The organism is Agrobacterium sp. LR_9 (assembly GCF_041954855.1).
GTDB classification, from domain to species: Bacteria; Pseudomonadota; Alphaproteobacteria; order Rhizobiales; family Rhizobiaceae; genus Agrobacterium; species Agrobacterium leguminum.
The window spans coordinates 314,930-328,134 of sequence record NZ_JAVAYA010000003.1 but is presented as its reverse complement, the minus strand read 5'-3'; the positions used below and the strand labels follow the sequence as shown (position 1 = coordinate 328,134).

At 55.6% G+C, this 13,205-nt stretch carries 14 protein-coding genes; 9 read left to right on the top strand and 5 right to left on the bottom strand.

Translation table 11 applies throughout. The annotated features are described in order from the left end of the window. Positions 1 to 100: 100 nt before the first annotated feature. Positions 101 to 649 carry an FxsA family protein gene (locus RAC79_RS06080; RefSeq protein ID WP_065656820.1) on the top strand — a complete coding sequence of 183 codons (549 nt, stop codon included), beginning with the start codon at positions 101 to 103 and terminating at the stop codon, positions 647 to 649. A gap of 102 nt (positions 650 to 751) precedes the next feature. Further along, complete coding sequence (gene secB, locus RAC79_RS06075; RefSeq protein ID WP_003521154.1) at positions 752 to 1,234, top strand: protein-export chaperone SecB; 483 nt, start codon at positions 752 to 754, stop codon at positions 1,232 to 1,234. A 102-nt stretch (positions 1,235 to 1,336) separates the two neighbouring features. Here the strand turns inward: secB and dnaQ are convergent, their stop codons facing one another. The 5 genes from dnaQ to RAC79_RS06050 are packed head-to-tail and all read right to left on the bottom strand — an operon-like array spanning position 1,337 to position 4,941. Next, positions 1,337 to 2,035 carry a DNA polymerase III subunit epsilon gene (gene dnaQ / locus RAC79_RS06070; protein ID WP_065656821.1) on the bottom strand — a complete coding sequence of 233 codons (699 nt, stop codon included), beginning with the start codon at positions 2,033 to 2,035 and terminating at the stop codon, positions 1,337 to 1,339. Next, the gene (gene coaE / locus RAC79_RS06065; protein WP_078052267.1) at positions 2,028 to 2,636 is read right to left on the bottom strand and encodes a dephospho-CoA kinase; all 609 of its coding nucleotides are present in this window, start codon (positions 2,634 to 2,636) and stop codon (positions 2,028 to 2,030) included. Before coaE ends, dnaQ begins: the two co-directional genes overlap by 8 nt. Then, positions 2,636 to 3,496: a shikimate dehydrogenase gene (locus tag RAC79_RS06060; protein WP_078052268.1), complete on the bottom strand. Its 861-nt coding sequence runs from the start codon at positions 3,494 to 3,496 to the stop codon at positions 2,636 to 2,638. The genes coaE and RAC79_RS06060 overlap by 1 nt, the downstream gene beginning before the upstream one ends. Then, a complete protein-coding gene (locus tag RAC79_RS06055; RefSeq protein WP_078052269.1) occupies positions 3,489 to 4,088 on the bottom strand; it encodes a Maf-like protein in 600 nt (199 codons plus the stop codon). Before RAC79_RS06055 ends, RAC79_RS06060 begins: the two co-directional genes overlap by 8 nt. Before the next feature lie 31 nt (positions 4,089 to 4,119). After that, positions 4,120 to 4,941, bottom strand: a complete 822-nt coding sequence (locus RAC79_RS06050; protein ID WP_003521149.1) for a pyruvate, water dikinase regulatory protein — start codon at positions 4,939 to 4,941, stop codon at positions 4,120 to 4,122. A 408-nt stretch (positions 4,942 to 5,349) separates the two neighbouring features. Between RAC79_RS06050 and hemE the strand changes: the two genes are divergently transcribed. The 7 genes from hemE (at position 5,350) to RAC79_RS06015 (ending at position 13,185) form a co-directional block, all read left to right on the top strand. After that, positions 5,350 to 6,384 (top strand): uroporphyrinogen decarboxylase, encoded by a 1,035-nt coding sequence (hemE, locus tag RAC79_RS06045; RefSeq protein WP_078052270.1) that lies wholly within the window; start codon positions 5,350 to 5,352, stop codon positions 6,382 to 6,384. Beyond that, positions 6,381 to 6,926, top strand: coding sequence for a protoporphyrinogen oxidase HemJ (hemJ, locus tag RAC79_RS06040; protein ID WP_161987784.1), 546 nt, complete (start codon positions 6,381 to 6,383; stop codon positions 6,924 to 6,926). The genes hemE and hemJ overlap by 4 nt, the downstream gene beginning before the upstream one ends. Positions 6,927 to 7,112: 186 nt before the next feature. After that, positions 7,113 to 8,378, top strand: coding sequence for a transcription termination factor Rho (gene rho, locus RAC79_RS06035; RefSeq protein ID WP_004444236.1), 1,266 nt, complete (start codon positions 7,113 to 7,115; stop codon positions 8,376 to 8,378). A gap of 86 nt (positions 8,379 to 8,464) precedes the next feature. Further along, positions 8,465 to 9,796: a tRNA uridine-5-carboxymethylaminomethyl(34) synthesis GTPase MnmE gene (gene mnmE / locus RAC79_RS06030; protein ID WP_174039760.1), complete on the top strand. Its 1,332-nt coding sequence runs from the start codon at positions 8,465 to 8,467 to the stop codon at positions 9,794 to 9,796. A 62-nt stretch (positions 9,797 to 9,858) separates the two neighbouring features. Then, on the top strand, positions 9,859 to 11,742 hold the full coding sequence (gene mnmG, locus RAC79_RS06025; RefSeq protein WP_080856907.1) for a tRNA uridine-5-carboxymethylaminomethyl(34) synthesis enzyme MnmG: 1,884 nt from the start codon (positions 9,859 to 9,861) through the stop codon (positions 11,740 to 11,742). Between the two features lie 11 nt (positions 11,743 to 11,753). Further along, positions 11,754 to 12,371: a 16S rRNA (guanine(527)-N(7))-methyltransferase RsmG gene (rsmG, locus tag RAC79_RS06020; RefSeq protein WP_374996948.1), complete on the top strand. Its 618-nt coding sequence runs from the start codon at positions 11,754 to 11,756 to the stop codon at positions 12,369 to 12,371. A gap of 19 nt (positions 12,372 to 12,390) precedes the next feature. Next, on the top strand, positions 12,391 to 13,185 hold the full coding sequence (locus RAC79_RS06015; protein WP_003521142.1) for a ParA family protein: 795 nt from the start codon (positions 12,391 to 12,393) through the stop codon (positions 13,183 to 13,185). Positions 13,186 to 13,205 lie beyond the last annotated feature (20 nt).

The window sequence follows — 13,205 nt, the reverse complement described above, 5'->3', positions numbered from 1 at the left end:
TCATATAGTCTGCATCTTATCATCATTCAAATGTGCAGATTCAATCATCGGTGTCCCGGGAACCGGCAATCTGCCAGAGATGCACACGCAAGGCTAGAAGATGCGTTTTTCCTTTCTCCCCATCGTCATCCTGATGATGCCCATCCTCGAAATTGCCGGTTTCATCATCGTCGGCAAGGCAATCGGTTTGTGGCTGACATTGGCGCTTGTCCTGTTCACCTCGTTTCTGGGGTTGCTCATCCTGCGGCTCGGCGGCATCGGCATGGTGAGAAATCTTCAGGATGCGGGGCGTACCGGTGCGCAGCCGGCGGATGAGCTGGTAAATGGCGCCATGCGCGTCGTTGCCGGGATCCTGCTCTTCATCCCCGGTTTCATTACCGACATTCTCGGCCTTCTGCTTCTCTCGCCCACCGTACGGCGCTTTTTCTGGAAAGCCTTCGGGCCGCGCGTCGTCGTTGCGGGTTCGTTTCGGCAATCCGGCCAGCAATCCGGTCCTCAGCCCGGTGATTTTTCCGGCTTTCGGAATGATCCGGGACATGCGCGCAATTCGAAGGTGGTGGATCTCGACGAGGAGGAGTTTCATCGCGAAGAGCCAAAGGGTTCGCCATGGTCGCGCAACCCGGATGATCGCGATCTGCCCAAACCCTGATCCCGGGCGGAATGGATCGCGATGACCCGATCACGAAGGGTTGTAAGCCCCGGGTCGAAATGATAGACCGCCTTCCACGAATTCACGCCGTGAGGAAATGTAATGACCGCTGAAAATGGTGCACAGGGCGCAGTAAGTCCTTCCCTCAACATTCTTGCCCAGTACATCAAGGATCTTTCCTTCGAAAATCCGGGTGCTCCTCGCTCGCTTCAGGCCCGTGACAATGCGCCGTCGATCAACATCAATGTCAACGTCAATGCAAACCCGATCTCGGGTTCGGATTTCGATGTTGTGCTGACGCTGAATGCTGAAGCCAAGGATGGCGACAAGGTGCTGTTCGCGGCCGAGCTGGTTTATGGCGGCGTGTTCCGCATCGCCGGCTTCCCGCAGGAACATATGCTGCCGGTGCTGTTCATCGAATGCCCGCGCCTGCTGTTCCCCTTCGCGCGCCAGATCATTGCGGACGTTACCCGCAATGGCGGTTTCCCGCCGCTGATGATCGATCCGATCGATTTTGCGCAGATGTTCGCCCAGCGCGTTGCCGAGGAACAGGCAAAGGCCAAGGTTCAGGCCGTACCGAACTAAGTGACGCGGCTCTGCGCTGCAGAATTCAGACAAAACAAAACCCGGGTTCATGCCCGGGTTTTTCTTTGACGGCATGCAACGTTTCCGGTGCCTGGACAGGCATCAATTCTGGTAACGGTTCCAAATCGCCTTGTCACCCATGCCGAGAACGAGTTTGCCATGGGCCGCGACCGTTTCCGCATCCAGCCTCGAGGGCAAAGCCCGCGGCCTTTGCAGTGGCTCAAGCGCAACGTCTTCCTCGACGATGATGGTTTCCTGCTTGGCGGCGGAACCGAAACCGAGCGCCGTCTGGCGCCCGCCGATCATTTCAATATAAACTTCGGCGAGCAGCTCGGAGTCGAGAAGAGCGCCGTGCTTGGTACGGTGGGAATTGTCGATACCGTAACGACGGCAAAGTGCGTCCAGCGAGTTCGGTCCCATGGGGTGCTTGCGACGGGCGAGCGAAAGCGTATCCGTCACCAGATCGGCGGCAACTGGCTCAATGCCGAGACGGGCGAATTCCGCGTTGATGAAGCCCATATCGAATGTGGCGTTATGCGCCACCCAGCGCGCGCCCTCGAAGAAGTCGCGAATCTGGTCGACGACCTCGGCGAATTTGGGTTTATCCTTCAGAAACTCGTCGGTAATCCCGTGAACGGCAAGTGCGTCGGGGTGAACCTTGCGATCTTCCGGGCTGATGTAGAGATGCAGCGTGCGGCCGGTGGGAAAGTGATTGATCAGCTCGATGCCGCCGATTTCAATCACGCGGTCCAGCTTCGATTCAAGGCCCGTGGTTTCCGTATCGAAAATGATCTCACGCATTCATCTCTCCGGGGCGCGACTGAGCGGCCAGTTTCTGCAGAATCTGTCTTACCTGATCCCGTGCCGCTTCGACACCATTTCCGGAATCGACGATAAAATCGGCACGCCGGCGCTTTTCGGCGTCGGGCATCTGCCGGGCGAGGATCATTTCGAATTTCTCTTCCGTCATTCCAGGTCGGGATAAAACCCGCTCTCGCTGAATCTCCGGCGCGCAACTGACGACAACGACTTTATCGACCCGGCTTTCCGCCCCGGTTTCGAACAGCAGCGGAATATCGAGGAGGGCGAATTGCCGATCCTCTGTCCTCGCCTGCGCCAGAAACGCCTCCTGCGTTGCGCGCACCAGCGGATGCACGATCTCTTCCAGTCTGCTGAAATTAGCCGGATTCTGCCGCAAGATCTCACCGAGTTTCTGCCTGTCCACCGCACCGGAAACGGTGGTGCCCGGAAAGGCCGCTTCGATCAGCGGGGCGGCTTCCGCCCGGTAAAGCCCGTGCACGACCTCATCCGAATCGAGAACCGGAACTCCTTCCCCGGCAAACAGCTTCGCCGTCGTCGTTTTTCCCATTCCAATCGAGCCGGTGAGACCGATGACGATCATCAATGTTTCTCCATATCCTCGATGATGAGCGAACGCAGGGCCTCATCGACTTCCGGCGTTTTGCCGAACCATCGCTTGAAACCGGGTTTAGCCTGATGAAGCAGCATGCCGAGCCCATCGACGGTTGCGACGCCCTGCTCTTCCGCCATTCTCAGGATCGGTGTTTTCAACGGCACATAGACGATATCGGTTACGACGGCCTGATCTGCCAGCGGCGAAAAATCAATATGTGGCGCTTCCGTTCCATCCATGCCGAGCGACGTCGTATTCACGAAAATCCCGGCACCCTGCATGACCTCATGAAGCGCTGCCTGGGGATGGGCAAAAACCCGCGACCCAAAACGGTCGGCCAGTTGGCGCGCCCGTTCGACGGTACGGTTGAGGACGTGGATTTCGGCGATGCCGCGATCACGCAGCGACTGAATGACCGCCCGACTAGCGCCGCCGGCACCCATAACCACTGCCCGCTCTGTCCTGTCCCAGCCCGGATGCCGCTCATCGAGATTGGAGACGAAACCATAACCATCCGTATTGGTAGCGTGAAGCTCACCCTCCTCCATCCAGACAGTGTTGGCGGCGCCGAGTTCTTCCGCCAGAGCATCTGGTCTGTCTGCCAGCCGATAAGCCGCTTCCTTATGGGGAATGGTGACATTGCCGCCGACGGCCGTGCCCGGCTTGCCCTGCTTCAGCGTTGCAATGAAATTCGCGAAATCGTCCGGAGGAATTTCCACGGCCTTATACGAACCGGCAATGCCGAATTTCTTCAGCCAGTAGGAATGGATAATAGGCGATCGCGAATGCTTGATCGGATAGCCGACAACGAAGGCGTTTATGGTTAATGTTTCACGTGAATCAGCCATCGATGACATCCATGTCGCGCAGTTTCGATAAAAGCGGCAGAAGCGGCAGACCCAGAATCGTGAAATAATCGCCCTCAATCGAGGTGAATAGCTGGATTCCCTCTCCTTCGAGCTGATACGCGCCGACGCTGCTCAGGGCCTTTTCTCCCACCCGTTGCAGGTGGCGGGAGACAAATTCGGTGCTCAAGGTCCGGACGGTCAACTCGGCGCTGGAAACGATCTGCCATACCACCTCACCATGTCGGACGAGAACGGCAGCGCTGTTCAGGCGATGAACCTTGCCGGACAATGACAGCAGATGCGCTTCGGCCTCCGCCATGGTTTTCGGCTTGTGATAAACGCGGGTGCCGAGTGCCATGGTCTGGTCGCAGCCGAGAACCAGTGCTTCTGGATAAAGCGCGCCAACCGCAAGAGCCTTGGCCCTGGCGAGTTCCAGCGCAACCTCTTCCGGACTGGCGCCGTCTCGTTCCAGCTGTTCATCGAGCGCACGTTCGTCAATATCCGCGGGGATGGCCGAAAATGTCAGCCCCGCATTGCGCATCAGCATCTGGCGGGATGCGCTGGACGAGGCGAGAATCAATTCTTGTTGCATCGACTGTCTGCTCCGAATGGTGCGATTCGGATTATCGTGTCCTCGAACGAAGGGCAAGGATCGCCGCCGCCGTTTCCTCGATGGAGCGGCGCGTGACATCGATCAGCGGCCAATTGTTGCGGGCGCAGAGCGCTCGCGCATATTTCAGCTCTTCCATAATGGTGGCGCGGTCCGTGTAGCGGCCGCTGTCAAATCCACCCGTCGCGCCGAGTTCCCGGTTTTCACGCACCTGCGATATCCGGTCGGATGTCGCGACCAGCCCGACGATCAGCGGTCGCGTGGCGGCATAGAGGCTGTCGGGTAAAGGCACATTGGGAACGACCGGTATATTGGCGGTCTTTATTCCCCTGTTGGCGAGATAGATGCTGGTCGGTGTTTTGGAGGTGCGGCTGATGCCGATGATGACGATATCAGCCTCGTCATAGGTTTCGGGCATTTGCCCATCGTCGTGATCCATGGCGAAATTGAGCGCCTCGATCCGGGCAAAATAATCTGCATTCAAGGCATGTTGCGCGCCCACGCGCCGCCTGGACGGCGCACCCAAATAGGTCTGGAAGATGCCGATAATGGGTTCAAGGACATTTACGCAGGGCACCCCGATCGCATGGCACCGCAGATCCAAAAACTCTGCCAGCTGCTGGTCGACGATCGTATAGAGAACAATGCCCGGTTCCTTGTCGATGAGGTCGACGACCTGTGCGAGCTGTTTCTGGTTTCGAATCATCGGATAGACATGTTCCACCGGCATGGAAGCGTGGAACTGTGCCGAAACGGCCCGACCGGCCGACATCAGAGTCTCTCCCGTTGAGTCCGAAATCAGGTGCAGATGGAAGAAGCTTTTTTTGTTCTCCACGCTGTTTTTCTCCCGCTGTTGATAAACCGGGACAAATCTCCGAATTGTCCTGCGGGTCGAACCGCGACGTGAATAAGGTGGTGTTTTTCCACAATCCGCAAGTAGCTTCAATCGTCTCCGACGTGCTTGTGAATTGTTGGAAGAATGTGAAACCATTCAAAATTTTCCCCAGATTATCCACAGTTGTCCTGTTTTTCTGGTTCGTCATAAATAACTGAAATTATTTATAAAATTTCTATTCTCCCGATTATTCCAAAGCAAGCGGATCGATAACATCGACAGGCGCGCTTGAAACTTTGTGACTGCGGCATTTCGACTGGAATGATTTTAATCCTTGCTACCCACAGACTCTAAGAAATAGAAAATCTTTTAAATCTCTTTGATTTTATTTTTTAGAAGCTGGGTGCCATGAGCGAACGCAAGGTTATGACGGTGTTGAACGGGCAGACGGTCACACCGCCGCCCATATGGCTGATGCGACAGGCTGGGCGTTATCTTCCCGAGTACAGGGAAACGCGTAAGAGCGCCGGTAGTTTCCTCGATCTCTGTTATAATCCCGAACTGGCGACGGAGGTTACTCTCCAACCCATTCGCCGGTTCGGGCTGGATGCCGCCATTCTCTTTTCCGATATTCTGGTGATACCGGATGCGCTTCACCGCAACGTGTCTTTCAGCGAGGGAAAAGGTCCGGCCATGGACCCGATCGATGTCAGCGGTATCGAGAAGCTGGATGCCACAAATGTCATGGCGCATCTTTCTCCCGTTTTCGAAACCGTTTCCCGTCTGCGCACCTCTTTGCCCAATGAAACGACGCTTCTCGGTTTTTGCGGCGCGCCGTGGACGGTTGCGACTTATATGATCGCGGGACACGGAACGCCGGATCAGGCCCCGGCGCGACTATTCGGTTATCAGGAGCCGGTGGCCATGGAAAAGCTGCTGGCTTTCCTCGCCGACGTTTCCGCCGATTATCTGGTCGCGCAGATCGATGCAGGCGCGGATGCGGTTCAAATCTTCGATTCCTGGGCCGGCGTGCTCGGTGAGAAGGAATTTGAGGATTATGCGATAAAACCCGTTGCCCGCATTATCGCATCGGTGCGCGCCCGTCGGCCTTCGGCAAAAATCATCGCCTTCGCCAAGGGGGCTGGTTATCTTCTCAAGGATTATCGTCGCAAGACGGGCGCCGACGCAATCGGGCTCGACTGGTCGGTGCCGCTGAGCTTTGCCAGGGACTTGCAGAAGGAAGGGCCCGTGCAGGGCAATCTCGACCCCATGCTGATGGTGGCAGGAGGGAAGGCGTTACAGGATGGTATAGATGCCGTGCTGCAGGCTCTTGCACAGGGTCCGCTGATATTCAATCTCGGCCATGGCATCACCCCGCAGGCTGACCCGGAAAACGTCACCCGGCTGGTGCAGAGGGTGCGTGCCGGCGGAGCCGGGGCATGAGCGGCGAAAAACAGACCTCCGCTCGTTCCGGAAACCGGGCGGCTTTGCGCGCCGGCATCGCGCTCGGTGTCTTTGCTGCCTTCGTCGCCCTGTTATTTTATGCCGATCCGGCCGATCTCTATCTCTGGATCAAGGCGCTGCATATTATCGCCGTTATTTCCTGGATGGCGGCGATTTTTTACCTGCCGCGGCTCTTCATCTACCACACCGATGCACCCGCCGGTTCGCAGCAATCCGAAACCTTCAAGGTGATGGAGCAGCGGCTGATCAAGGTGATCATGAACCCGGCGATGATGATATCCTGGCTATTGGGACTTTATCTCGCCTGGTCGGTTTATGGTTTTTCCGGTGGCTGGCTGCATGCAAAGATCGCGCTGGTGGTGCTTCTGACTGTGACCCATGTTTATTTCACGCGCAGCGCAAAACGTTTCGCGCGGGATGAAAATACGCGGCCTGCCCGTCACTGGCGGTTGATGAACGAGGTTCCGACGGTGCTGATGATCCTCATCGTCATACTTGTGGTTGTGAAACCCTTCGGTTAAGACGGTGCGACGATAAATTTCGCGGAATTCGTGCTTTCCTCTTGCAGCGACCGTGTTCAATCGCTATTTTCGGGCCACTCATCTTCGTGGCATGTGAATTATTCAGTCATCTGCGGTATCTCCCACAGCATCTGATTCGCGAACACGCCCTCCCCCGACATTACATTATCAAACGGTCTTCTCTTCATGGCTGAAATGAAGCTTCAGGAACTTAAGAGCAAATCGCCTACCGACTTGCTGACTTTTGCCGAATCCCTGGAAGTTGAAAATGCGAGCACCATGCGCAAGCAGGAGCTCATGTTCGCAATCCTTAAGGTTCTCGCGAGCCAGGACATCGAAATCATCGGCGAGGGCGTCGTTGAAGTCCTGCAGGACGGTTTCGGGTTCCTGCGATCCGCAAATGCAAACTATCTGCCCGGTCCGGACGATATCTATATCTCGCCGTCGCAGATCCGCCGCTTCTCGCTGAAGACCGGCGATACAGTCGAAGGCCCGATCCGCGGCCCCAAGGAAGGCGAACGTTATTTCGCGCTCCTCAAGGTCAATACGATCAATTTCGATGATCCGGAAAAGATCCGCCACAAGGTTCACTTCGACAATCTGACGCCGCTTTATCCGAATGAGCGCTTCAAGATGGAACTGGATGTTCCGACCTCGAAGGACCTGTCGTCGCGTGTGATCGATCTCGTCGCACCACTCGGCAAGGGTCAGCGCGGATTGATCGTGGCGCCGCCGCGCACCGGTAAGACCGTTCTGCTTCAAAACATCGCCCATTCCATCACGGCAAACCATCCGGAATGCTACCTGATCGTTCTCCTGATCGATGAGCGTCCGGAAGAAGTGACCGACATGCAGCGTTCGGTTAAGGGCGAGGTTGTGTCCTCTACCTTCGATGAACCGGCCGTTCGTCACGTGCAGGTCGCCGAGATGGTCATCGAAAAGGCCAAGCGCCTGGTCGAACATGGTCGTGACGTCGTCATCCTGCTCGATTCCATAACGCGCCTTGGCCGTGCCTACAACACGGTTGTTCCCTCCTCCGGCAAGGTTTTGACGGGTGGTGTGGATGCCAACGCCCTGCAGCGTCCGAAGCGTTTCTTCGGCGCCGCTCGTAACATTGAAGAAGGCGGTTCACTGACCATTATCGCGACCGCGCTGATCGATACCGGCAGCCGTATGGATGAAGTCATCTTCGAAGAATTCAAGGGTACCGGTAACTCGGAAATCGTGCTCGACCGCAAGGTTGCCGACAAGCGCATCTTCCCGGCACTGGATATTCTGAAATCCGGTACGCGTAAGGAAGACCTGCTGGTGCCGCGTCAGGATCTGCAGAAGATTTTCGTTCTTCGCCGTATTCTCGCGCCGATGGGTACGATGGACGCCATCGAATTCCTGATCGACAAGCTGAAGCAGACCAAGAACAATTCAGATTTCTTCGAATCGATGAATACCTGATCCGAACTTTAGCCGGATTCATCATAAGAGCTTTAAAGCCGTATCCGTTTATTCGGATGCGGCTTGACTGTTTTAGACCGAGGTGAATGATGCCAGCTTCCGCCGATACGATCTATGCGCTCTCCAGCGGTGCTCTGCCGGCCGGTGTGGCTGTTATCAGGATCAGCGGCTCCAAGGCTTTCGATGCCTTGGAGATGTTGACGGGCCGGGAACTTCCTTCACCACGAAAGGCGACGCTCTGCTCGATTCGGAATCGAAACGATGAGATCATCGACCAGGCGCTGGTAATCGTTTTTCCGGGTCCAAATTCTTTCACGGGTGAGCATTGTGTTGAAATTCATAGCCATGGCAGTCGCGCGGTCATGGCTTCGATTTTTGCCGAGCTTGAAAATCTCGGAGGACTTCGGCCTGCCGATGCCGGTGAGTTCTCCCGTAGAGCCTTCGAGAATGGGAAGATGGATCTCCTTGAGGTCGAAGGTCTCGCCGATCTGTTGCAGGCTGAAACGGAAATGCAGCGGCGGTTGGCGGTGGAACAGAGCACTGGCAAATTGTCTGCGCTCTATGATGGCTGGGCCAGCGGCCTGACGCGCGCTCGCGCGCTCATCGAAGCGGAACTGGATTTTGCCGACGAGGAGGATGTTCCGGATTCCGTGGCGGCTCAGGTTTGGGAAGCCATGGCGCTTCTCCAAAAGGAAATCGGCGATCATCTCCAGGGTGGCGAAAGCGGAGAAATCATTCGCGATGGGTTCAAGGTCGCGCTCGTCGGTGAACCGAATGCGGGCAAATCCACTCTGTTGAATGCTCTTAGCGGCCGCGATGTTGCGATCGTTACCGATATTGCCGGCACGACGAGAGATGTCTTGAGCGTTGACATCAATCTGGAAGGATATCTCGTCCGGATATTCGATACGGCAGGGATACGGGAAACACAGGATGTCGTGGAGCTCGAAGGTGTCCGGCGCGCGGTTCTGACAGCGGAAACAGCAGACCTCATTCTGCTGCTGCAGGATAAGGATTCGTTTCCGAAACAAAATTTCGAATCATTCAAGAACCAGAGTTACTTGCGAGTTAGAACGAAAACAGCGCTTCATTCCCCTGTCTTGGATGATGGATTTGATTTGTCTATCTCAGCCAAGGAAGGAATAGGCCTGAGCGAACTGCGTTCGATGCTGAGGCAGGAGATAGAAAAACGCGTCGGTGCCGGCCAGACTTTGGTTCCGGCGCGCGCGAGACATAAAAAACGACTTGAAGAGACGCTGAACTATGTTAGTGATGCGCTCGATTCCGAGACCCTGGACCTTGCGATAAGGTCGGAATATTTAAGACTCGCGGCGACATCGCTCGGACGGATCACCGGCCGCGTTGATGTGGAAGATTTGCTAGGCGTGATCTTCTCGGAATTCTGCATAGGAAAATGATTCACGTGAAACATCGGCGGCCGAGCGGCGATGTCGATGCTGAGAGAACAGGGCGCAGGGATATGCACCAGTCATTCGATGTCGTTGTTATTGGCGGTGGCCACGCGGGCAGCGAAGCCGCGGCCGCTGCTGCGAGGCATGGTGCAAAAACCGCCCTTGTTACCCACAAGCGTGAGACGATCGGCGTCATGTCCTGCAACCCCGCCATTGGCGGTCTGGGAAAGGGACACCTCGTTCGGGAAATCGACGCGCTGGATGGCTTGATGGGTCGGGTTGCCGATGCAGCGGGCATACAATTCCGCATGCTCAATCGCAAAAAGGGACCGGCCGTCCGTGGTCCGCGCACGCAGGCCGACCGGCGGCTTTATCGCGAAGCCATGCAACGCGAAATCGATGCGATTGAAAACCTGACCATTATTGAAGGCGATGCTTTCGATATTGAGATGGCCGATGATCGCGTCGCAGCCGTTATCATGAAGAACGGTAGCCGGATTCCTTGTGGCGCGGTTGTGCTGACGAGCGGTACCTTCCTGCGCGGTCTCATTCATATCGGTTCCGAAAAGATTCCGGCGGGACGTGTGGGAGAAATGCCGTCTGTCGGCCTCTCGGACACGCTCTCGAGGCTGGGTCTCGTTATGGGTCGCCTGAAAACCGGCACCCCTGCGCGACTGGACGGACGCACGATTGACTGGAATGCGGTGGATCGGCAGGCCGCCGATGAGGATCCTGTCCCATTTTCCTTTATGACGGATCGTATTCTCAATCCGCAAATAGAATGTGGTGTAACTCGCACCGCCCCGGCTAGCCACAAGATCATTCAGGACAACATTCATCTGTCGGCGATGTATTCTGGACAGATCGAAGGGGTCGGTCCGCGTTATTGCCCGTCGATTGAGGATAAGATCACCCGGTTCGGTGAACGGGACGGTCACCAGATATTCCTCGAGCCGGAAGGTCTGGACGATCACACCATTTACCCAAACGGTATATCGACGTCCCTTCCCGCTTCCGTTCAGGAGCAATTTATCCGAACGATACCGGGCCTTGAACAGGTGACGATCCTGCAGCCGGGTTATGCGATCGAATATGACTACGTCGATCCGCGTGAGCTGAAGCCGTCGCTGGAATGCCGCAAGATTCCGGGATTGTTTCTGGCCGGTCAGATTAATGGCACGACGGGTTATGAAGAAGCGGGCGCTCAGGGTCTCGTTGCCGGCTTGAATGCATCGCTTTATGCGGGCAATGCCGATCCTATCTATTTTAGCCGAACCGAGTCTTATATCGGGGTCATGATTGATGACCTGACGTCGAAAGGTGTCAGCGAACCCTACCGCATGTTTACATCCCGAGCCGAGTATCGTCTTTCGCTGCGCGTAGACAATGCGGATCTGCGGCTTACACCAATCGGTCAGATGGCTGGCATTATCGGCCGTGAACGGCAGGAACGCTTTGCAAACTTCATTTCCGATCTGGATCGCGGTCGAGAGCTGATGAAGGCGATTTCCATCAGCCCGTCCCAGGCGGCGAAGCAGGGGTTGAAACTTAATCAGGACGGCCAACGCCGGTCTGTTTATGAATTGCTGGCCTATCCGGATATGACTCTCGAAGTCCTTACCGCACATTGGCCGGAATTGGGCGCTATTGACGGAAAAGTTGCCGAGGTTTTGCAGATCGAGGCGAGTTATGCGGTCTATATGCAGAGACAGAGCGCCGATATCATCGATATCAAGCGGGACGAAGACAGAAAAATCCCGGATGATTTTGATTTTAAGAGTTTGTCCGGCCTCTCCAATGAGCTTAAACAAAAGCTGGAAAAAGCCCGTCCTGAGAATATTGCCCAGGCCGCTCGTGTTGACGGCATGACGCCGGCTGCGATATCGCTGCTGCTCGCACTTCTGCGGAAGGATTCCGCAACGCGAAGTGAAAAATTACGCATGCACCAATAGCGAGTCGGATTATGAAGATAAACGGCCAGAGTGTTTCACGTGAAACACAGGAAAGGCTCGAGCATTTTGTCGAGCTTTTTAAGAAGTGGAACAGAACCACAAATCTGGTAGCGCCTTCCACTCTGGCCGAGCTTTGGAACCGGCACGTGGCCGACAGCGCGCAGATATTCCAGCTCTCTCCTCAGCCAAAAAAGTGGATTGATCTTGGAAGCGGCGGCGGATTTCCCGGGGTCGTCACCGCGATTTTTCTGGCGGAGCTTGGCGAAGGTTGGGTTGATCTGGTCGAAAGCAACAATAAAAAGGCGGCATTCTTGCGAATTGCACTGAAGGAAACCGGTGCAAGAGGTGCAGTCCACCCTGTCAGGATCGAGACGGCACCGGAAATCATCAAAAATTGCGACGCTGTTTCAGCGCGCGCGCTCGCCGAACTGGATCTGCTTTTCGATTATATCCATCCCTGGGCGCAGAATAATCCAAATCTAAAGGCCTATTTTAATAAAGGCCGGGATTATGATTCTGAAGTGCAGAAAGCACATGGTCGCTGGGAGTTTGATCTGGTAAAACATCAGAGTGCCATTGAGGCAGATTCTGTTGTTCTTGAAATCAGCAACCTCGCTTTGAGGCGCTGATGAGCTGACCAGGTGCGGCATGACTTTGGAAAAAAACCGAATTATCGCAGTTGCAAACCAGAAAGGCGGCGTTGGTAAAACGACAACCGCCATCAATCTGGCGACCGCGCTGGCGGCTATTGGTGAGCGCGTGCTGATTGTGGATCTGGACCCGCAGGGTAATGCGAGTACCGGGCTTGGAATCGACCGCAAGGAGCGCAAGCTTTCGTCATATGATCTTCTGGTCGGAGATCATGGGGTAGCGGAAGTTGCTGTTCCCACCGCCGTTCCCAATCTCGACATCGTACCCTCCACGATGGATTTGCTCGGTTTCGAAATGCAGGTTGCGAATGTTTCCAACCGCGTTTTCCTGCTGCGTGCGGCCATGGAGACACAGGAAGCCAGAGGCTACTCCTACATTCTCGTCGACTGCCCTCCTTCTTTCAATCTTTTGACCATGAATGCCATGACGGCCGCACATTCCGTGCTCGTGCCGCTGCAATGCGAGTTCTTTGCACTGGAGGGCCTTAGCCAGTTGCTGGATACGGTCAGTCAGATTCGTGGATCGGTGAACCCGCAGCTCGATATACAGGGCATCGTTCTTACGATGTTCGATGCGCGAAATAATCTTGCACAACAGGTTGTTTCGGATGTGCGCACGCATCTGGGCGAAAAGGTCTACCACACGCTCATTCCACGCAATGTGCGTGTTTCCGAAGCGCCGTCCTATGGTAAGCCGGCAATTCTCTATGATCTGAAATGTGCCGGCAGCCAGGCCTATCTGCAACTGGCGTCCGAAGTGATTCAGAGAGAGCGTCTGCGTAAAGCCGCCTGACGTTTGCCGGAATGTATGGA